Below are 20,679 nucleotides of genomic sequence, written 5' to 3'. Positions count from 1 at the left end.
TTTAGTTGGATATAACAGGATTCATGAGTGTCCCGATCCCGCTGATGGATATTTCAATACGGTCGCCCGGCTCCAATGTAAAATCATTCGGTGGTACAATATTGGTACCTGTCAGGAGTACTGTTCCGTCAAACAAGTCATTGTCTCTTGCCAAAAAGGAAACCAAGTCATCCAGCTTACGATTTAAATCACTTGTGCTGGCATCGCTTTTCACAACGACCTCTCCATTGCGGTATATTTCGCAGACAATATTAAGGTCATACGGGTTCTGCACCGTTTCCGCTAGCCGGATCGCTGGCCCGATGGAGCAAGAGTTGCGCCATATTTTGGCCTGCGGCAGATACAGCGGGTTCTCCCCTTCGATATCCCGGCAACTCATGTCATTGCCCGCAATGTATCCTACAATGCTGCCATCAGCGGCAAGCACAAGCCCAAGTTCGGGCTCCGGAATTTGCCATGTGGAATCACTGCGGAGCGTGACCGCTTCATTTGGTCCAATCGTACGTGCAGCTGTGGATTTGAAGAAAATCTCAGGACGCTCTGCATCATAAACCTTATCGTAAAACGTATTTGCATCCAGCTTGCCATCCGTTGCTTCATAATTACGTGCTTCCCTGCTTCGCTGGTACGTTACACCTGCTGCCCAGACTTCCGGTGCTTCGATGGGATTGACGATATGCAGGGTTGTCCAATCATCCGTCAGTTTGTTTACAGGTTTAAAAGCGCTTTCAACAAGTTGAACAGGCGTAATTCCTTGCTCTCTTGCTTGGTAGATCAAGGTCATAAAATCGGCCTGCGGCAAACGATAGGCTTGTTCATCATCCGTCACGGCTGCCAGCCACTTCTGTTCTCCATCCAGAAATCGAATAATTCGCATGTAAGCGTGCCCCCTGTTTCCCCTATCGGGTTGATAGTTCTACATTAGCATCAGCCATGTCTCATGACGATGTTCTAATCACTCTGATGATTTACCCTTTTCACGCATTGATTTTCTGTTAAGATGAGTTTATAAGTTTCACAACCAGTTGATTTACACTGACACTCCGATGACAGAATAACCTGGAGAGTAGCTGTTATCCCCAGATTTTTTGGATTCCCTTTTTCAAAGGGGAAAATCCGGTGATAAAGGCGAAGCTTATGCTTCCGAAGTAGCTTTCTTACAGAAAGCTTGTAGCTTCGCTTTTTCAGGTTTTTTCTGTCCTCTCCATTTTTGTGTAAAGGGTTAGTTCAAACATAAACAATCTTAAAAATGGTACAGGACGAGGGGGGACTTGCTGTGACAAATCATTCAGAAACGATGTATTTAGGCCGTTTGCCTGATGTTCGTCTATCCTTTCAATTAATGGGGTTGCATGCCAGAAAAGCAGATTCAAATTGGACGTATCCCTCCCATGAACATTCGATGTATGAGATTCACTGGATGATGGAGGGACAGATGAACATGGTGATTAACGGAAAGCTGCATCAGCAGTCCAAGGGAGATCTTCTCTTCATTCGTCCGGGGATGACCCATTCCTGCACAGGAGCGGGGCCGGAAGGGTTTACTTATTTTTCTGTTCACTTCAGCGTACACGATACGTCCTTCTGTCGGGAACTCAATCGCTGCAAAGATACCTATTATCCGGCGGCTTCAAGTCTGGCATCGGCAATATCCCCTATTCTCTCTACCTTATATGAGCTGTCCAAAGAGAATTTGTCCGATTCATTGTCCTCCTCCAAACAAATGAAGGTGCATGCCGCCGTATTTGAGCTGCTCGGTTCGCTGGTAGGACAATTATCTCAGAACGCATCCATTACGCTTTCCAGAAAAGAGACCATAGCCCATCAGATCGCTGAGCATATTGAGGACTCGGTACGATATATTCATTTACATAGTGAAATTCAGGATAATAATCGTACATGGATTCAGGATATTGCAAAATCGCTAAGCTTAAGCACATCACAGGTCAACCGGATTTTTCGAGAAGTATATGGTCAGGCACCGCGCAAATATTTATCGGAAACGTTACTGAATGAAGCACAGCGTCTGTTAAAACAAACGGATCTGAACGTCGATCACATTGCGATGATGCTCGGGTATAAAACCAATGCGCATTTCAGCCGTCAGTTCAAACGGTGGACAGGGATCGCGCCAAGCGAATTTCGCATGCATGCGCAGCAGGATATGGCGAATCTTATGGAAGACAAATAATACGTAAGATGGAGAAGAACGTACTGTTTAAGATGGAGCGTAATCCTATGTGAAAAAGAAAAAGCAGCTCCAGGGTCAGTGCCTTCACCAGGGCTGCTTGGTATTTTTGAAAATGAAATTTCATAGAATATTTTTCTGAATAAAGGAAATAAGGAAATGTTGTTTGTTGTGACGAGTGCTTGAGTGAAATGAGGTTAATTCAGTTCAAATGAAGCCAGGCTCGCGCTACCCATTCCCTGGTATGTAAAATACAAGGCCTGCTCTCCGTCCGGAATGTGAATTGCGACTGAATACGTCTTCCATACATTGGTGAAGTGTACCGGGATGGTTCCTAAAACGGGTCCGTCCCAAGTGGTTTTTACCTCAAAGCTACCATTGCAGTATCCACGTACCTTAATCGTGACTTGCTGAATGCCACTGCAATCAAAGTATTTAAAACCAGCTGTCGCGGATTCCGTCATATTGGCAATATATCCGGTTTCTTCGTCGCCATCTCGGCCATCTTGGGTTATTTTCGGAAAGCGGCTATCAAGCCAAGCACCTGCACCGAATCCACCCGTATACAATTGATCTTCTTGGGTAAAAAGGTTGCATGCAATATAGGCGGGGTACTCGCCTCTACCTGCCAAAGCTTCTCCATTCGAACCAGACGAAGTCATTTCAACTTGAGGAATAAATCCATCGGGTTCAAAAGAAATTTTCTCGATACACCCCTGTCGGTTGAATGCATCTCCATTCGTATGTCGGTGGTAGAAAATGTACCAGTCCGTGTTGATCTCAACAATGCTGCCGTGGTTGTTGCCGCCATAATACATCGGTTTGTCGGCCGGCTTGTACGTATCGATATGGAGATCACAGTTGCTCACAATGACGCCTCCATACTTGAATCCTGTGGTTGGAGACGTACTGGTTGCATAACAGAGTTCATGCATTACGGCCGAGGAATACACCAGATAGTAGAGGTCTCCTCTTTTGCGAATTGAAGGAGCTTCAAAAAATTCATGTCCTTCATATCCGCTGCCAGCGCTATACGGTTGACTTGGTGCCACAAATACGGGTTCCTCTACAATAGTGAGCATGTCTGGGCCAAGCACTGTTGCCATTGCACCATGTCTGGAACGGTCGCCCGGTGCACAGAAACCGGTATACAGATAAGTAATTTCTCCTTCGGTCATTACGCCAGGATCGAATTGCGGCTCATCCCCTTCTCGTTCGCCGAGCCTGGTGCCGTCTGTATATTTTACATATCCATAGAATTCATATTTGCCCGCCGGTGTATCACATACTGCCACCGAAACCACCGGCACTTTATCGAGTACATAATATAAATAATAACGACCGTCTGGGCCCACTGTGACATCTGGGGCATAAAGACACATGTGGCCGTCCGGGTTGAGTGGATCATCTGTTTTTTGATAAATAACACCTTCATTCCGCCAATTCCCAAGGTCATCGACAGGTGCCGACCAGCATACGTAATCATTCAGGCAAAAAACATGTCCGTTAAAGCGGTCATGTGATCCGTATACATAAACTCTGTCATTAAACACGTAAGGCTCTCCGTCAGGCACGTATTCCCATGATGGGAGATATGGATTGAACCCTTGTTTTTTCATTCAAAATGCCTCCTTAATTAAGTAATGTTCAATAAGAAAGGTGAAGAACGAACAATGAATACAATTTTTTACGTTGAGTATGATGCCGTCCATCACAGCCCGTTTGTGTTTGATATTCCCGAAGGGCATGATTGCTGGTTGTTAGTCATTACACAGACTCCAGCACTGTTCTGGGTCAACGGTAAGCTGGAAGAATATCCGCCCCATTGTGCTGTTTTATATAAGCCCTATCAGAAAATATACTACCGCGCTTGTACGGAACAATATGTGAACGACTGGATTCGTTTTGCAAGTGAAGATCTGTATATAACAGAAACTTCTCTCCCACTGGGCAAGCCCTTTCCATTGGATGATCCCGAATACTGTCATAAGCTGTTTCAGTTACTTGTCGCGGAGCATTCTTTTCAGAATGGCTACAAGGAATCCTCGATCCGTTATTTGCTTCGCACATTGTTTAACAAGCTGCTGGAATCTTGTGTCCAAGAAAACATTGGCCCTCAGCACTATCCACTCATGAAACTCCGGACAGCGATTCATAACAATCCGAGTCATACATGGACGGTTGCTACAATGGCGAAAACCATGAATATTAGCTCAGGGTACTTGCAACTAATATATAAAAAAGCTTTCGGATTATCCTGCATGGATGATGTCATTCATAGCCGAATTCGCTTGGCGAAAGAGTTTCTCCGACATCACCGCTATACGGTTGCAGAGATATCTGACAGATGCGGATACCGGAATGTAGAGCATTTTTGCCGACAGTTCAAACAGATCACGGGAGTATCGCCTAAACAATTCAAACAGCAGTTCTAACATGTATACAATTGGAAGAGATCTGCCTATTTCGTGGGATGTTGCATAGATTGGTAGCGTTCTCTTATCATTAAAGTTAAAGTTTTGACCTATAGGATACAATGACTTATCCTGAGCTGTTATTGATCAATCCTCATATGTAAAGTAGTTATTGTGAAAAAAAGCCGCTAGTTAGCGGCTTCAGGTAGGACGTTTCTCTAATATTGATTCATCTGCTTTCTCTAAAAATATGTAGAGTAACTCACAGTATATTTATGGTGTATAGCTAGGGTTTAACATTCGTATCACGATAGACAGGCTTAGACTTGCCAGGTTCATTCGTTCTGTTAAGCTTTTTTTGTTTTTGAAAAGTCATATAGATCATAATGATGATAAACGCTGGAATTCCGATGTGAATCAGAATAAATAAAAAAATTGTTCCAAATACAAGAATGTAGCCAACCGAGGGGTCGCTATAAATACTGTTCTCCTCCCTTTCCAAATTGATCTTGTCTATGATACATAGTATACAGACATTACATCTGAAATTCACTATTAATCAAGGGTGTTTCTCTTGATCCTTGCTCTTCCTTTCATCCCTTTGATTTATAAGAGCTTAACTTCATCAGACATACTTAGAATAAGATAGCGTGGAGCGGCTTCGGTTCTTTTGAGATTAATGGTAAAATAAACAAAGAATGATTCTTATTAAAGGAGATGCGATATGAACGAAAGACCTAATAAAGAAGAATATGCTGCTTTCTACGAAGGATATATTAACCTTGTTCCTGAAGGACATGTCATTGAGTTATTACAAAAGCAGGCGGAACGTGTGGAGAGCGCAATTCGTGCATTATCAGAGGAACAAGCCAATTACCGCTATGGTGAAGGAAAATGGAGCGTTAAAGAGGTATTCGGCCACCTTATTGATAATGAGCGAATTATGAGCGGCCGTTTGTTACGCATCGCCAGAGGAGACAAGACTTCTCTTCCAGGATATGATCAGGACACGCTTATGGAAGGTCATCCTTTTGAAACGTATAGCGTGGTTGATCTGACTGAGGAATATGCAGCGGTACGGTATTCCACCATTGTACTGCTCCGCCGCCTGAGTCCGGAAGCTTGGATGCGTATGGGGCAGGTCAATGATAATACGGCATCTACTCGTTCCATTGCTTATGTGATTACTGGACACGAGCTACATCATTTGTCAGTCCTTCGTGATCGTTATGATGTACAGATATAAGAGGTGAAGTGAAATTGAAAGGCTCTCCAGCCTATTTGAGACAAATCCAGCTTAGACGGAATCAAATTGAGACCTACAATGAGTATCCTTTTGACTTGCCTATTATTCGTAATCTACACACGATGGATTTTCATCCCAAAGTTACGTACATTGTTGGTGAGAACGGGATGGGCAAGTCCACGTTAATGGAGTCGATTGCCGTGTCATGGGGATTCAATCCCGAAGGCGGCACGATGAACTTTACGTTTTCTACCCGAGCCACGCATTCGAACTTGTATGAGTATATTCAATTAGTCAAAGGCACACGGCGTCCCAAGGACGGTTTCTTTTTCAGGGCTGAAAGTTATTATAATCTGGCAACAACCATTGATGAGTTGGATCGTGAGCCTTCCTATGGTGCTCCCATCAAGGATTCATATGGCGGGAAATCGTTGCATGAGCAATCTCATGGGGAGTCGTTCTTCTCCACGTTTATTCATCGGTTTGGTGGTCATGGTCTTTATGTTCTGGACGAGCCTGAGGCGGCATTATCGCCGCTTCGCCAGATGGCCATGCTTACCCGAATTCATGAGTTGGTAGAGCAAAATTCACAATTCATTATTGCTACCCACTCTCCTATTCTGATGGCGTATCCCGATGCGCAGATCTATAACCTGACACCGAAAGGCGTCGAGGTACAGACCTTGGAGGAAACCGATCATTTCTTGATTATGAAGGAGTTTCTGAATAACAAGGATAAGATGATTCAGCAGTTGTTTGAAGGAGCGCACACAGACGATTAAGGACACCAACTACTGATTCTGATGCTGCCTCCTGACCTGCTCCTACAACTTGTCTTATCACTGCTACTAAATAAAAAAGAGCCAGCTAACCATATTGATTAGCTGGCTTACCTATTGATTACTAGAATTACTTGATCACTAAAATTACTTCTTGATCACTCGGATTGCTTCATGTACATATTCCTGTTTCGTTCTTAGCCCTTATAATGAAAATCAGGTATACTCGTCCAGCGTCTTTTCAGTTCATGTGCGATAGCTTTCGGTTTGCGATCCCGTGTGAAAATGCCTTTTTTATTGCCTTGCACACGGATAATTCCCTGACTGGTCGCAAAATCAGCAAAGTTCCATACTTGTTCACCGACAAAGTGCTCAAATTCATCGAATACCTCATGGTTGGCTTTGTAAAATTCCACTTGGTATTCCTCCGTAAACATCACAGGTTCAACATCGTGCAATCCGGCAACCGTGTCTGCCCCGTATTCGGTCATCATAAAAGGTTTGTTCGGGCATCGCTTTAGCCAGCCATTGAATTCGGCGCGAAGCTTTTCCTTGGCAGCATGCAAATCCCCACCATCCACATACCAGCCGTAGTACCGATTAAAAGTGAGAATATCCAACAGCTCCGCAATCTGATCCTTCTCAGGTGAGGATTCCATTTGAGTAACAATGGTCACCGGACGTTTCTGTGGATCTAATTGTCTCGTTAGATCAATCAACGGTTTAAAATATTCATAGGCTCCCTTTTCTTCAGAGGCAGGCTCGTTAGCGATATTCCACATGACCACACACGGGTGATTTTTGTCTCGCTCAATGAGTTCCCGAATGACGTCCTGATGATGTTCAAACGTATCAAGCTCGTCCCATGTGTTCTTCAGTACGCCTCCGCGATGAACAACCAGCATGTTCAGATGCATGCCAACCGCGGCCACCTCATCAATCACAACAAATCCTTCCCGATCAGCCAGCCGCATCACTTCTTCTGAATATGGATAGTGTGCGGTACGGAAGGAATTGGCTCCAGACCATTTCATCAGATTAAAATCAAGCACATTGGCTGCTTCATTAAAACCTCTGCCATGAATGGTCGTATCCTCATGTTTGCCGTACCCTTTGAAGTAAAAAGGCTTATCATTAATCAGGAACTTGCCTTCCTTCACTTCGACACTTCTCATCCCGAATGGCTGTTCATAAACATCCATTGTTTCCCCTTCAGTTACGAGTTCTACGCGCAAGGTGTATAAATAGGCATCCAGCGGCTCCCATAGTCTAACATCTGATATAATCATTGTGCCTGATTCGCCTTCGGATGCTGCAACCAAAGAGCCGGATTCATCGATAATTTCGGCTTTAACTGACGCAGAGCCAACCACATCAATGGAATAGTGAACCTGTCCGTCCAATTGGGTTACGATCGTGACATCCTTAATATAGGTTGTTGGAGTTGTATATATTTTTACAGGGCGATGCAGACCGGCATAGTTGAAAAAATCAAAGTTCGGCAGATTGTGCACCGTTGTTTGCCCGTTCGAATGTTTCTTCTCAATGATAGAGCCGACGGGTAAGGTAGTTTCGTCTACGATATTGTTCACAGCAACGGTTATGCGATTCTTCCCTTTGTGCAAGTAACGGTTTATTTCAGCTTCAAAAGGTAAAAAGCCGCCTTTGTGCTCGGCAACAAACTCCCCGTTCACATACACTTTGGCTATATGAGTAACGGATCCAAAGCGCAATACAACTCTCTCTTCATTTATCACACTTGGCAACGTGATCTCCCGCTCGTACCAGACCCAGCCCACATGGTCACGAATTTTGGCGCTTACTCCGATGTCGTTATATGAAGCTGGGACAGCCATGCGTATCGGATCTTGAAGTTTTTCCTTTTGCCAATTATCCTGAAATCCCTCTCCGGCATCCAGCTTAAAATTCCAGATTCCATTCAGATCGATTAGATTACGTGTTTCGGTCAAAATAGGGTATAACATATGAACATCTCCTTCATTCTTTATAAAATAGGCTCTCCCTCTACCTCCTGTCAGGTAATGTTATGAAACGGGTTACGGGTATCAGTTCGTTCGCTTAGCCTTGATATCGCTTACAAGTTGTGCTGTACGTTTTTTGTTTAATGGATACAGGAAAGCAATGCAGATAAATACGAGAAACAGACCTATAGCTGGAACAAGTGTTGCCAAGAAATAAATGCCTTCAAGTGTACGTGGTGTTTGCACATGCAGTGTAGCATTATACCCGACAGCCGCCATAGCTACCCCGCCAATACCACCTGCAACGGCCTGCCCGACTTTACGCGAAAAGGAATAGATAGAGTATATCGTCGCATCCTCTCGCAGTCCTGTAACATGTTCATGATAGTCAACCAAATCTGTGATAAACGCCCAGCTGATCAGATTGAACAGAGCGTATCCTAACAACCCAATGAACAGAATCGCCATATATTGAACAGCAGAAAGATTCGGAATGGAATAGAGCAGCAAGTAAACGATTGTTGAAAGTAAAAAGCCTGCAGCGGCGACTTCTTTTTTGCCGAACTTGGCTACGAGCGGTTTGATTAACGGCATTCCGATAAATATAGGCGCAGCTTGTACCAGACTGAACACACTAAGTAATTGCGCGTTACCGAAATAGTCCTTGAACAAATACGTATTAACCGTGCCCAGCAACATTAAATTAATTAAGAAAATGAGCGATCCGATCAGGAAGACGATAAGCGGTCTATTTTTCAAAAGTCCATATAGTGTTTTTCTCAAATTGGTATTTGGCTTCTCGTTCATATCCGGGATAACACGTTCGATCGATAATTTATAACACGCCATATAAGAAGCAATGGACAATATTCCAAAAATAACAGCTCCCAGTAAAAAACGGCTTGCATTCGCTTCGTTATTAACAAACAACAGCAACGGGCCCACCACGCCTACAAATAATTGTGCCAATGTTGCTCCCAGCGATCTCCATGTAGACAACACGGTTCGTTCTACAGGGTCAGCAGTAATGACTGAAGCCATGGAACCGTAAGGAATGTTAACGGTGCTGTAAAGCGTTCCCCACAGAATATAAGTAACATAAGCGTAAGCGAGATAAAATCCATCGGACATTCCGGGAATGTAAACAAACATGAGTACCCCGGAGATCACAAGCGGAAATGACATGCGATAAATCCATGGTTTGAATTTACCGTGTTTGCTTGCTTTACGCGTATCAACAAAACGCCCCCACGAGACATCCGCTATGGCATCCCACAAACGAGCTAACAGGAATAATCCTCCGACCGCTGCCGGGTTAATATGAAATACATCGGTGTAATAGACCATCAAAAATGAGCCAACTAATGCAAAAAAGAAATCGTTTCCAAAATCGCCAAACAAATAGCCGAATTTATCCTTATATCCGAAAGGACGCATAAAAATCCACCTCTTTATTCAAAATTTGGAATACCTATTGTCGAATTTTATTACAAGATGAATCTGATCATTTGATAACGCTCTCAATTCAGGGTGTAGGTCGTTTATTATATTGGCTGAGTTGCTGAGCCCCCTTAAATCCATGCTTGAAATCGATTTCATGACAAATTATAATCGGTCTTGTGGGGTTTCATATGGTAAGTTTCACATGTAAATAGGAATATTCACATGTGTTTTTCACTTCTTAGACTGGAACGGAGGTTTGGTGATGAATAACTTTTGTGATGAAAACGTTGAATATATATGTAATATGACACATCATTTATACAATGTACCCGTCTACTATTTTGATAATGAATACACGCTAATCTATCAGGTCACCCCAGTGCATTTCCGGTGTAACCCCTTATTCCCCTCTGACTATAAGATCATGACAGACCTGTTTTCCAGCATGCCAATCGAGCAACTCCCTGTCCTTCGTGAGACAAACTATCTGGAGAAATTTTTCGCCATACGTATTCATGCGGATCATCAGTGGAAAGGAATCATCATGGTAGGCCCGATTATCAATTTTAAAATGACAGAGGAAATCATTCGTGTGACTCTAAGTGATTTGTTAGCCAAAGCGGATCATCATGAAATGAAGATGTATTACGACGGAGTCCCTGTGATGAGCACGTTTAAATTAATTAATCTTAGTATGGCGATGTATTTTATGCTCTATCAGAAAAAGCTAACGCTAGACGAAATCTTAATGAAAAATGAGGATGACCGTTGGAGAAAAACGCTTGAAATCGAGCAACCGTATAATCAAATCATAGACGACCGTCAAAATAATCTCATTCATACGGAAATCGATAAAGAGAAAAAAGTATTTGATTTCATCCGCTTGGGCAGAACCGATAAGGTGCTGGAATCGTTTCATACCATTCACAAACAAGGCAAAAAGAGTGTGTTGTCCAAGACGAGTTATTTGCGTAGTCAAAAGAATCTGGCGATCTCCCTGATCACGCTTGCAACAAGATCAGCGGTAGAAGGTGGTGTTTTTCAAGAGATTGCTTATAATCTTAGTGATTTTTATATTCTTAAAATTGAAGACTTAACCGACAGCCAGGCGGTAGAAGATTTAATGGAGGTTGCTCTGCTTGATTTTGCGGAACGTGTAAAGCGTAGTAAAAAACACAAATACTCGAAACCGATTAACATATGTCAAAACTATATCTTTAACCATTTAAATGAGCGGATTACGATCTCACAACTGGCTGAAATCACTTCGTTGAATCCGAATTATTTGTCCAATCTGTTCAAAAAAGAAGTGGGTATCTCCATTTCTCAGTTTATTTTGAAAACGAAAATTGAAGAGGCGCAAAATCTGTTGACGTATTCTCACTATACGTTAGCGGAGATATCTACTCTTTTAAACTTTTACGATCAGAGTTACTTTGCGAAAGTGTTTAAAACGTATACGGGATGTACACCTAAACAATTTAAAGACCAAAGAAAACAAGAGTAAATTTAATATATCAGAAAAACCAAAAAACCGCTGTAAAAGCGGCTTTTGAAGGTTTGTTTAGTAAACTCACATTACGGTGTTTGAAAGTAACTTGTCATTCGCATATGCGGCGGCACCGATCATGCCTGCTTGTCCGCCCAGTTTGGCTTGCACGATGGTACACGCTCCCGAAGCGAGCTTTAATGAATGATTTTGAACGGTATTACGGACGGTGTTAAGGAGCCGATCACCTGCTGCGGACATGCCGCCACCAACGATAATCATTTCGGGATTCAACATATTTATTACATTGGAAAGGCCGAAACCTAATATCTCTCCTGTTTCGTGCATGACTTCAACAGCAAGTGCATCGCCAAGATCATACGCATTCGAGATCATATGAGCGGTAATTCTGGACGAATCTCCTTCTACCCACTCCGTAATCATACTAGATCGCCCTGTCTCCAGCTTTTCCGTCAACGTTCGAACCATTCCAATAGCAGATACATATCTGCCCAGACAGCCTGAACTCCCGCAACGACAAGCACGGCCTTTTCTATACATGTTCATGTGTCCAATTTCTCCAGCACTTGAGGTTGCTCCGTAGATTACCTTCCCGTCATTGACCGTTCCAGAGCCTAGACCGGTTCCCAAGGTGATTAGAACCAAGTTGCGGCAACCGACACCTGCACCAAACAGCCATTCACCATACAGATTAACGCGTACATCATTGTCGATAAAAACAGGGAAATCAAAGTGTTTGTTTATGTGATTCACTACATGAATATTCTCCCAGCCGGGGAAATTAGGCGAAAATATAGATAAGCCCGTTTGTGGGTCTAATAAGCCTGGCACACCTATACCCATGCAATTTACCTCATCTGGATGAATCCCTTCGGCCGACATCATTTCTTGCGTGATGTTCGCCATTTTATTTAACACATGGATCGGGCCTTTATCGGCTTCCGTAGAATCACTTCGTTCGTGAATTTTCTTAAATGCTGTATTAAACACAGCGGATTTAATATTGGTGCCGCCCAGATCTATTCCGATTATATATTTGCTCATTTTAGAACCCTACTTTAAATGGTATAGATACATTATAATTAAACGATGAAAACAGGTATAGCAGTAAATGTGAAGGCGTTGCATTTTCTTATTCCCATCGCCGCATCAACTGTTCCAGAGGACCACGATGATGCTTTTTTTTCCAGTAGACTGAAAATACGATGGCAGCCGTATAGAAAAGAAACGCGTAAAGTGTTGAAAATATAACGCAACCATTCTCTAACAGACCCAATAGCTGAAGCGGAGCAAGCCCCACAACAACATGCGCCACATAATGTGTGAGCGATAGTTGGCCTGTGCTGATCAATGACTGAACCCATGCACTTTTCTTCCACTTCTCTGCGGCTTCAATACAGACGACCAAAACGACAAGTGCTGAGGCAGCTGCGGCGCAGAAATACATCAGGTTAGGTGGCATTGGTTTCGTACCAAACAATGATTGAGCACCTTCAACGCTTAAAATGGAAGTGAGTCCCTTCACCATAAAATGAGAAATGGTTTCCATGATAATGGCAACACTTGCAGCGATAAGGAACAGACGTGCTCTTGCTTTTTTCTCAGTCAGCCAACTCTGTGTGCCCAACCACATACCTAGCAGAAAAAATGCCAGCCATGGGAAAATAGGATGAAATCCATTAAACAGCAAGTTGCGTATAAGCCCTCCCACTGTCCATAATTTCTCGTATTGGTGGTAATTCTCAGACCAGCCGTAACTATAATCTAACAATAATAATTGAAAAACAGACACAATCAATGTAACTGTAATACCTATAAGTAATTTTGTATTCGATGCTCGAATCAATAATGCGGCCAATACAAGGAAAACCGCGTAATAGTGCAAAATGTCTGCACTCCAACCGATGATGAGTAGTAACATACCTGCTAAAAACAGAAATGCTGCTCTGCGATATAATGTTTGTTGTGTCGCTTTTATGAGTTTCTGATCCCCAAATATTCTTGCCTTAGCCGTCATCAGTGACACGCCTAAGCCTGCAAGAATGACAAAAAGCGCAGAAGCACGTCCCTCGAATATTCCGGTTGCCGCTTGCAGCCATCCTGGGCCTCCTGTTTGTGCGTTCATCGCCAGCTTGTAATTGACCAGGATCATCCCAATAACAGCCAGTGCTCTTGCCACGTCCAGGCCCAAAATTCTTCCTTTTGGTGTATGGATGTTCATGTTATAACCCTCCCGTATCCATCTCTATTATGTTTGCAGTTGCAAATACAACCGAAGCATAAGGCTTGAGATAGACCTAAGGTCAAGTGATATTATTCTCGATCTGAGCATCTTCCAAATTATTTTATGCAAAATGAAAAAAAGAGTCGCTACACTATTGCGTGGCAACTCTTTTCAGTCTACTTTATGGCTTTGACACTAGCCGATCAACAGATAACACGGAAATTCCAACATAAGACTTACGCCTCAAAATTTTGATGCAACGTTATACATGGATGATCAAGTTATTTTTGGTAAAGTAAGCTACATTATTTTTCGCACAGCAAACCATAATTCTACGAAATGCAGTCCATCCTTGCTGCCTGTAACCTCAAATTCGAGACTATCGACTTGCTCATAACCTGCTGTAGGGAGCCATTCCGAGAAGAAACGTTTATATAACGTTTCCATAACCTCCCCCAGTTGATCCCAGGCAAAGGGCTCGGATGAAAAGACGGCCCACGTATTCGCAGGTATAGTCGTTACCGTGTAACCAGCAGTTGCGCTTGTCTCCGTTCTGAATGCACACAACATATACGGGAATGTTTCTTCTTCTGTCGGTCTGTAACTGCACACCGCGTGTACTGGATGATAGTTCTGATCTAAACACTCAGGTAGTCCATTTGCATGAAGTGCGAGTCTTTCGACCTCACCGTTCTCATGACTTTGTTTCCATAAGTCGGCTGGGGTTTCTTTTCCGTTTAAGTCGAATATTTTTTCAATCCCGAACACGTCAAAGCTTTCTTTTGTTTCAATGCGATAATTCATAGGCTCAGCCCCTTTAATATAGATAAGAAAGGAAAGCCGTGGATAGGCTTTGAGCGCCGTCCCTTTTTCTTTTGCACGTGCAGGATTCACTCCATGTAACGCATGAAATGCCCTTGCAAACGATACCGGAGATTCGTAGCCATACTTTATTGCAATATCAAGTACTTTGGCATCACTGTTCTGTAATTCGATGGCAGCCAGTGTAAGCCGTCTTCTTCGAATATATTCAGCCAGTGGCACATTCGTAATGAACGAGAACATCCTCTGAAACTGATATGAAGAACAGCAAGCACACTGCGCAACGTCATTTAAACTGATTTCGTTGGATAGGTTCGTTTCAATATGATCCAGAGCACGATTCATTCTCATCAGCCAATCCATCTGATCCCTCCTCTCAACTAAGGTAAAGTATAGCGTTATGTAACCCATGTTTCGCAACGATCTGTGCACTTTGAAGTTTCATCATGCCCCACTCATCTCTGTTCGAATATTGTATTCAACACCTTTTCTTTAACAATCATTTGTGATCCTGCACAAATCAATCTTCTGATGTTATGTTGTTTGACATTCTTGTTTGACTCCCCTCCACAACCATGTTACATTTTCAAACATAAGCAATGATTGGAAAAAGATTACATGGAACCAGGCCTGTTATTTCTTCTCATTTTAACTCAGTTAAGGAGTTGCTGACTATGCATTTAACTGTACAAGAACGTGAAAAATTACTGATGTACCTCGCTGCGGATATGGCTGAAAAGCGGCTGAAACGTGGCGTTCAGCTGAATTACCCGGAAGCCGCTGCCTATATTTCGGGTTTTGTTGTAGAGGGGGCACGGGATGGGAAAACCGTAAAACAACTGATGGAAGAAGCTCGTCACCTTTTATCAGCCAATCAGGTAATGGATGGGGTAGCCGAGCTGCTGCGCGAAGTTCAGATTGAAGCCACGTTCCCCGATGGAACGAAGCTGGTGACTGTACATGAGCCTGTTGCCCGGATGGATGGTGCGATTATCCCCGGTGAATATGAATTTGCGGATGACCCTATTGTCCTGTTGCCTAGCCGCAACCGAATTACCCGTTCCGTGACCAATACAGGCAGCCGCCCCATTCAGGTCGGATCACACTTTCATTTTTTTGAAACGAACCCCGCTCTATCATTTGACCGCGAAGGTACTAAAGGATATCGGCTGGATATCGCTTCAGGCCTTTCCGTGCGCTTCGAACCGGGAGAAATTCATGACATTACGCTGGTCGAAATCGGTGGAACGAAAGAAATCCATGGATTTGCCGGGTTAACTAACGGGAGGGTTAAGTCATGAATATGATTGATCGCGCGACGTATGCAAGCATGTATGGTCCCACGACCGGAGACCGGATTCGGCTCGCGGATACCTCGTTAAAAATTGAGATCGAAAAAGACTTTACCGTGTATGGAGATGAGTGTGTTTTTGGCGGAGGTAAAACGGTCAGGGATGGCATGGGACAACATCCTTTAGCGACACGGGACGAAGGTGTTCTGGATACGGTCATTACCAACGTTGTTATTGTAGATACATGGGGAATTGTCAAAGCCGATATAGGCATTAAGGACGGATTGATCCGAGGCATTGGCAAAGCGGGAAATCCATTTGTGATGGATGGTGTCGATCCTGACATGGTTATTGGGGTAGGTACAGAAGTGATTTCTGGTGAAAACTTAATTGTGACCGCTGGCGGTGTAGATAGCCACGTTCACTTCATCTCTCCACAGCAAATTGAAATTGCACTTCAGAGTGGGATTACGACAATGATCGGCGGGGGTTCTGGACCGGCTACAGGTACACTTGCAACCAACTGTACCTCAGGTGTATGGCACATTGAACGCATGTTACAAGCGCTTGATTCACTTCCGATGAATTTTGTAATGCTTGGTCGAGGTAACAGCTCCAGACCTGAAGCGTTGATGGAACAAGTACTTGCTGGTGTCGGCGGGCTGAAAATTCATGAAGACTGGGGAAGCACGCCTTATGTTATCGACAAATGTTTAAGCGTGGCGGAACAGTATGATATTCAGGTCAACATCCATACCGATACGTTGAATGAAGCTGGATATGTGGAGGACAGTTTGCGTTCTTTCAATGGTCGGGCCATTCACACCTACCATACGGAAGGTGCGGGTGGTGGTCACGCGCCGGACTTGTTACGTGTTGCTTCCATGCCGAATGTGCTACCTTCTTCCACCAGTCCAACTATGCCTTATACCCGAAATACCGTCGATGAGCATCTGGATATGCTAATGATCTGCCATCATCTCGATCCCAAAATTCCGGAGGATGTCGCTTTTGCCGCTTCACGGATTCGGGAGACGACAATTGGTGCGGAAGATATTTTACATGATATCGGTGCCATCAGTATGACCAGTTCAGATTCACAGGCGATGGGACGTGTAGGTGAGGTGGCCATCAGAACTTGGCAGACAGCGGATAAAATGAAGAAACAACGCGGTTCGCTTACCGGCGATACCCAAGCGGATAACAACCGTGTGAAACGATATATTGCCAAATATACGATTAACCCTGCAATTACCCATGGCATTTCAACATATGTAGGATCGATTGAAGTCGGTAAAATGGCGGATCTTGTGCTCTGGAAACCTGCTTTTTTCGGAGTTAAACCAGAATTTGTTATTAAGGGAGGCATGATTATTCATAGTGTGATGGGAGATCCAAATTCGACGATCTCGACACCGCAGCCATACATGTACAGACCGATGTTTGGGAGCTATGGCAAAGCACGTTCAGCCATTTGTGCAACCTTTGTTTCTCAGGCATCTATTGATGCTGGCACCCTTTCCCCTCTTGGGCTGAGTAAATCCTTAAAACCTGTGACAGGCTGTCGTGCAGCGAGCAAAAAAGATATGATTTTGAATGGAGAAACCCCGGCTATTATGGTTGATCCGAAAAATTATACCGTATCCGTAAATGGTGAAACGCTACGCTGCCTTCCGGTTGACGAACTACCCATGGCTCAGAGATACTTCTTGAGTTAATCTGTGAAATCGTTGTTTCCTTCATTATATGGCTCCGTTTAAATCTACAAAAAAGCCCAGCTAACTTAGCCGGGCTTTTTATGATTCTAATCATATTCTTGCCAGCCGCGTTCGATTATTCCCGAATGAATCCACCTTCCGAATGAATAACTTGTCCCGTAATCCAAGCCCCGGCTTCACTCACGAGAAAATCAATAATGTTCGCTGCATCCTCAGGTGCTCCAATCCGTCCCAGCGGGAACTTTGGCATCAGATAATCACGAATGGAGTCATCCATCCACGTTGTATCGGTTGGCCCCGGATTTACGGCATTTACTGTAATCCTTAAAGGTGCAAGTTCACGGGATAAGGATGTTGTAAAAGCGGAGATCGCACCTTTGGTCGCAACATACGCTAACTCACCTGGCATCGGCGATATGTCCTGTCCCGAAGTCATATTAATAATCCTGCCTGAGGTTAGATTGGATTTTTCGAATTCCCGGGCAAATATCGTACATAGTAGAAACGTTGATCTCATATTAACAACATAGTGGTTATCCAAAAGTTCGGCGTCAAAGGACTTGTAATCGGTGTTGACACCATAAGCCGCATTATTAATCAGTATTGAGGGTTGCCCCAGTTGCTGGACTGCACTTTCATATACTTGATGAGCTGCATTACGGTCGGTTAGATCGATCTCGATTGATGCACAGCGAACCCCCATGTCTTCAATTTCCTTGTGAAACGCAAGTGTCCATTCCGGATCAGCCTTATAGTGTGTGAAGAAAATATCAATTCCTCTGGAAGCTAATTTGCGGCAAAAAGCACTTCCCATATCTCTTGGATCGCTGGCACCTGTGATAATTGCTATTTTCCTCTGATTTTGAGTCATCATTCTACCTCCACTTACGTAAAAGATATGTATCTTTTCATCAATTATAGTAAATAGTGGTGATTTATGAAACACTTCTACCCAAACGAATATCTGAACAACCCATAGTAGAGAGGCCCAAGTATGAGTACTAGAGTAACAAACATTAACAATCTTCTCTTACTAATTGAGATTTCTGCTAGAATTTCATCGCCTTGGTGATCCTTAAGCAGCATCCCGAACAGTATTTCCCACAATAAACCTAATATTGTGATTACTTTCCATGTTAAAGGGTTCAGCCATTGAATATGTTTTACATACCCTAACAATCCAATCCAAGTGATAACAGATACAACAAAATCAACTTTGCCGAGTGTTGTTTTGTATTTCCCTTTTAGCAAATAACCAAGTGATGCTGTGCCAAGTAATCCAAGATAAATCGTCCATAACAAGTTAATCACATGTGTACCCCATTTTAGTCTATTATAAAATAATCGTAACCTATGTCCTGTTGCATTATAGTGAAGCATTTTCGTTCTGCATAGTGGGAAATTATCCTAATATAAAGGGATGAAGAAGATTCATATGTAATAACCCTTTCAATATCAGTCCAGGTGTATTGTAATATACAGTGATCGTTAATTTATTTTACCTATGAGGTGATACCCGTTTGATGAATTTATATGGCGCGCAGCATCACATTCTTGTGTATTCCAATGCCATCGATGCTGAGGAACATCAACATACGTTTATTCAAGTCACGATTGCGTTAGAAAGTGATTTTGAGATTGAAGTTCAGGGAGAAGTTTTACGTACATCAGGAATCATGCTTAACTCCAATGTATCTCATCGTTTGCAGGGATCGGGGCAGCCTCTAGTCTTGCTTTTAATAGATAGCACATCCCAGATGGCAACAACCTTTAAACAATATATAGGCAAGCGGGATTATGCCAGTTTTCCCAAAGAGCTTGGTAAAGAAGTCGCCGAACATATCAAAACGCGGTTACCTCTAATCCACAATGCAGAGACTTACCGTGTATTTTTACAAGAACTTATGATGCTTTTTCACTTGGATTACACGCAACCTGTAATCACGGATTCACGAATCAAGGAACTGATCCAACATATGAAGGATTGCACGGATTCGGAGCACTCTATTCGTAATTACGCGGAACAGTTCGGTCTTTCAAGTAGTAGGCTCTCACATCTGTTTAAAGAGAATACAGGAATTTCCCTTAGTGGTTATCTCGTCTTACATAAGCTACAGAAGGCATGTTATCTGATTTTCCAAGGAACGAGTATTACGGACGCAGCCATGGCAGCTGGTTTCGATACCCCTTCTCATTTTGCCAATACAAGCAAACGATTGCTCGGTATGACCGCCAAAGATATTCGTAAAGATAGCGTGTTTTTGCAAGTTTCCTCCCTGTACTGACGATACAATGTTTACAGGAGGTGCTCATCATGAATGACATGAATCACTATCTCGAGCAGACGGAATTGTTAAACTATAATCACTCGGCCATCCAGAGCCTCATTCGCAGTCGTAACTGGGCTTCACTCTCTGTAAAAGAGCAGATTCTGCACGTATATAATTACGTTCGTGACGAGATTGAATTTGGTTATAATCGCGGTGATGATATTCAAGCTTCAGAAGTCCTGCAAGATGGATACGGGCAGTGTAACACAAAAGGCATTTTATTCATGGCACTGCTCAGAGCGCTAGGCATCCCTTGCCGCATTCACGGGTTTATGATTCATAAGCAATTGCAAAAAGGGGCCATGAATGGCTGGTATTATCATCTTTCTCCGAAAGAGATCATTCATAGCTGGATTGAAGTGTTATATAACGACAGGTGGTTAAATATGGAGGGTTTCATCGTTGATCTCCCTTATCTGAGCAAGCTTCAGCAAAAGTTCGAACAATGTACGGGTTCATTTTGTGGTTATGGCGTGGCGACAAACGATTTTCAGAATCCAGCTATTTTCTGGAATGAAAATGACACTTATGTACAAAAAGAAGGTATTGTTCAGGATTTCGGTACGTTTGATAACCCGGATCAGTTCTTTTCTCTTTACCCGCAAAAGTTAAGTCCAATCAAGAGCATGATATTTAGCCATGTGGTTCGGCATCTAATGAATAGGAATGTGAGACGCATTAGGCGGGGATGATCGTTTATTCTTTTGAAGCAAAACACGAACAAAAATACG

The 20,679-nt window shown here is 43.2% G+C and carries 18 protein-coding genes; 9 read left to right on the top strand and 9 right to left on the bottom strand.

Annotated features, from left to right (window positions below; translation table 11 throughout):
• Position 1: 1 nt before the first annotated feature.
• Positions 2-877, bottom strand: a complete 876-nt coding sequence (locus tag AC1VYS_RS14935) for a fumarylacetoacetate hydrolase family protein (protein ID WP_482910348.1) — start codon at positions 875-877, stop codon at positions 2-4.
• Between the two features lie 399 nt (positions 878-1,276).
• Between AC1VYS_RS14935 and AC1VYS_RS14930 the strand changes: the two genes are divergently transcribed.
• Positions 1,277-2,191 carry an AraC family transcriptional regulator gene (locus AC1VYS_RS14930; protein WP_482910347.1) on the top strand — a complete coding sequence of 305 codons (915 nt, stop codon included), beginning with the start codon at positions 1,277-1,279 and terminating at the stop codon, positions 2,189-2,191.
• A 194-nt stretch (positions 2,192-2,385) separates the two neighbouring features.
• Here AC1VYS_RS14930 and AC1VYS_RS14925 read toward each other — a convergent pair whose 3' ends face one another.
• Complete coding sequence (locus AC1VYS_RS14925; protein WP_482910346.1) at positions 2,386-3,807, bottom strand: family 43 glycosylhydrolase; 1,422 nt, start codon at positions 3,805-3,807, stop codon at positions 2,386-2,388.
• A 54-nt stretch (positions 3,808-3,861) separates the two neighbouring features.
• Between AC1VYS_RS14925 and AC1VYS_RS14920 the strand changes: the two genes are divergently transcribed.
• The 3 genes from AC1VYS_RS14920 (at position 3,862) to AC1VYS_RS14910 (ending at position 6,630) form a co-directional block, all read left to right on the top strand.
• Positions 3,862-4,623, top strand: coding sequence for a helix-turn-helix transcriptional regulator (locus AC1VYS_RS14920; protein WP_482910345.1), 762 nt, complete (start codon positions 3,862-3,864; stop codon positions 4,621-4,623).
• A gap of 703 nt (positions 4,624-5,326) precedes the next feature.
• Positions 5,327-5,848, top strand: a complete 522-nt coding sequence (locus AC1VYS_RS14915) for a DinB family protein (protein WP_482910344.1) — start codon at positions 5,327-5,329, stop codon at positions 5,846-5,848.
• An 8-nt stretch (positions 5,849-5,856) separates the two neighbouring features.
• A complete protein-coding gene (locus tag AC1VYS_RS14910) occupies positions 5,857-6,630 on the top strand; it encodes an AAA family ATPase (protein ID WP_482910343.1) in 774 nt (257 codons plus the stop codon).
• A gap of 194 nt (positions 6,631-6,824) precedes the next feature.
• On the opposite strand, the gene uidA is transcribed toward AC1VYS_RS14910, so the two are convergent.
• Positions 6,825-8,612, bottom strand: a complete 1,788-nt coding sequence (uidA, locus tag AC1VYS_RS14905; protein ID WP_482910342.1) for a beta-glucuronidase — start codon at positions 8,610-8,612, stop codon at positions 6,825-6,827.
• Positions 8,613-8,693: 81 nt separating this feature from the next.
• Positions 8,694-10,046, bottom strand: a complete 1,353-nt coding sequence (locus AC1VYS_RS14900; RefSeq protein ID WP_482910341.1) for an MFS transporter — start codon at positions 10,044-10,046, stop codon at positions 8,694-8,696.
• Between the two features lie 310 nt (positions 10,047-10,356).
• On the opposite strand from AC1VYS_RS14900, the gene AC1VYS_RS14895 reads away from it, so the two are divergent.
• Positions 10,357-11,559, top strand: coding sequence for an AraC family transcriptional regulator (locus AC1VYS_RS14895; RefSeq protein ID WP_482910340.1), 1,203 nt, complete (start codon positions 10,357-10,359; stop codon positions 11,557-11,559).
• A 66-nt stretch (positions 11,560-11,625) separates the two neighbouring features.
• On the opposite strand, the gene AC1VYS_RS14890 is transcribed toward AC1VYS_RS14895, so the two are convergent.
• The 3 genes from AC1VYS_RS14890 to AC1VYS_RS14880 form a co-directional block, all read right to left on the bottom strand.
• Positions 11,626-12,606 carry an ROK family protein gene (locus AC1VYS_RS14890; protein WP_482910339.1) on the bottom strand — a complete coding sequence of 327 codons (981 nt, stop codon included), beginning with the start codon at positions 12,604-12,606 and terminating at the stop codon, positions 11,626-11,628.
• Between the two features lie 88 nt (positions 12,607-12,694).
• Complete coding sequence (locus AC1VYS_RS14885) at positions 12,695-13,783, bottom strand: DUF418 domain-containing protein (RefSeq protein ID WP_482910338.1); 1,089 nt, start codon at positions 13,781-13,783, stop codon at positions 12,695-12,697.
• 303 nt (positions 13,784-14,086) lie between these two features.
• Entirely contained in the window at positions 14,087-14,971 is an 885-nt protein-coding gene (locus AC1VYS_RS14880; protein ID WP_482910337.1) for an AraC family transcriptional regulator, read from the bottom strand.
• Between the two features lie 311 nt (positions 14,972-15,282).
• Between AC1VYS_RS14880 and ureA the strand changes: the two genes are divergently transcribed.
• Positions 15,283-15,909 (top strand): urease subunit gamma, encoded by a 627-nt coding sequence (gene ureA / locus AC1VYS_RS14875; protein WP_482910336.1) that lies wholly within the window; start codon positions 15,283-15,285, stop codon positions 15,907-15,909.
• Positions 15,906-17,618, top strand: coding sequence for an urease subunit alpha (gene ureC / locus AC1VYS_RS14870; RefSeq protein ID WP_482910335.1), 1,713 nt, complete (start codon positions 15,906-15,908; stop codon positions 17,616-17,618). The genes ureA and ureC overlap by 4 nt, the downstream gene beginning before the upstream one ends.
• A gap of 115 nt (positions 17,619-17,733) precedes the next feature.
• On the opposite strand, the gene AC1VYS_RS14865 is transcribed toward ureC, so the two are convergent.
• Positions 17,734-18,489 (bottom strand): SDR family oxidoreductase, encoded by a 756-nt coding sequence (locus AC1VYS_RS14865; protein WP_482910334.1) that lies wholly within the window; start codon positions 18,487-18,489, stop codon positions 17,734-17,736.
• 77 nt (positions 18,490-18,566) lie between these two features.
• Positions 18,567-18,929: a hypothetical protein gene (locus AC1VYS_RS14860; protein ID WP_482910333.1), complete on the bottom strand. Its 363-nt coding sequence runs from the start codon at positions 18,927-18,929 to the stop codon at positions 18,567-18,569.
• Between the two features lie 212 nt (positions 18,930-19,141).
• Between AC1VYS_RS14860 and AC1VYS_RS14855 the strand changes: the two genes are divergently transcribed.
• Together AC1VYS_RS14855 and AC1VYS_RS14850 are read left to right on the top strand one after the other, a co-directional pair.
• Complete coding sequence (locus AC1VYS_RS14855; RefSeq protein ID WP_482915005.1) at positions 19,142-19,903, top strand: helix-turn-helix domain-containing protein; 762 nt, start codon at positions 19,142-19,144, stop codon at positions 19,901-19,903.
• A gap of 29 nt (positions 19,904-19,932) precedes the next feature.
• Complete coding sequence (locus tag AC1VYS_RS14850; protein ID WP_482910332.1) at positions 19,933-20,640, top strand: transglutaminase-like domain-containing protein; 708 nt, start codon at positions 19,933-19,935, stop codon at positions 20,638-20,640.
• Positions 20,641-20,679: the final 39 nt, after the last annotated feature.

The sequence above is a fragment of the Paenibacillus sp. G34 genome, from assembly GCF_056856875.1.
This window is presented reverse-complemented; position numbering and strand designations above follow the sequence as displayed.

What these genes read in the sequence shown, in the direction of transcription:
- AC1VYS_RS14935 (WP_482910348.1), bottom strand. Translation starts at nt 877, where the DNA reads ATGCGAATTATTCGATTTCTGGATGGAGAACAGAAGTGGCTGGCAGCC.
- AC1VYS_RS14925 (WP_482910346.1), bottom strand. Translation starts at nt 3,807, where the DNA reads ATGAAAAAACAAGGGTTCAATCCATATCTCCCATCATGGGAATACGTG.
- AC1VYS_RS14920 (WP_482910345.1), top strand. Translation starts at nt 3,862, where the DNA reads ATGAATACAATTTTTTACGTTGAGTATGATGCCGTCCATCACAGCCCG.
- AC1VYS_RS14915 (WP_482910344.1), top strand. Translation starts at nt 5,327, where the DNA reads ATGAACGAAAGACCTAATAAAGAAGAATATGCTGCTTTCTACGAAGGA.
- uidA (WP_482910342.1), bottom strand. Translation starts at nt 8,612, where the DNA reads ATGTTATACCCTATTTTGACCGAAACACGTAATCTAATCGATCTGAAT.
- AC1VYS_RS14900 (WP_482910341.1), bottom strand. Translation starts at nt 10,046, where the DNA reads ATGCGTCCTTTCGGATATAAGGATAAATTCGGCTATTTGTTTGGCGAT.
- AC1VYS_RS14895 (WP_482910340.1), top strand. Translation starts at nt 10,357, where the DNA reads ATGACACATCATTTATACAATGTACCCGTCTACTATTTTGATAATGAA.
- AC1VYS_RS14890 (WP_482910339.1), bottom strand. Translation starts at nt 12,606, where the DNA reads ATGAGCAAATATATAATCGGAATAGATCTGGGCGGCACCAATATTAAA.
- AC1VYS_RS14885 (WP_482910338.1), bottom strand. Translation starts at nt 13,783, where the DNA reads ATGAACATCCATACACCAAAAGGAAGAATTTTGGGCCTGGACGTGGCA.
- AC1VYS_RS14880 (WP_482910337.1), bottom strand. Translation starts at nt 14,971, where the DNA reads ATGGATTGGCTGATGAGAATGAATCGTGCTCTGGATCATATTGAAACG.
- ureA (WP_482910336.1), top strand. Translation starts at nt 15,283, where the DNA reads ATGCATTTAACTGTACAAGAACGTGAAAAATTACTGATGTACCTCGCT.
- ureC (WP_482910335.1), top strand. Translation starts at nt 15,906, where the DNA reads ATGAATATGATTGATCGCGCGACGTATGCAAGCATGTATGGTCCCACG.
- AC1VYS_RS14865 (WP_482910334.1), bottom strand. Translation starts at nt 18,489, where the DNA reads ATGACTCAAAATCAGAGGAAAATAGCAATTATCACAGGTGCCAGCGAT.
- AC1VYS_RS14855 (WP_482915005.1), top strand. Translation starts at nt 19,142, where the DNA reads ATGAATTTATATGGCGCGCAGCATCACATTCTTGTGTATTCCAATGCC.
- AC1VYS_RS14850 (WP_482910332.1), top strand. Translation starts at nt 19,933, where the DNA reads ATGAATGACATGAATCACTATCTCGAGCAGACGGAATTGTTAAACTAT.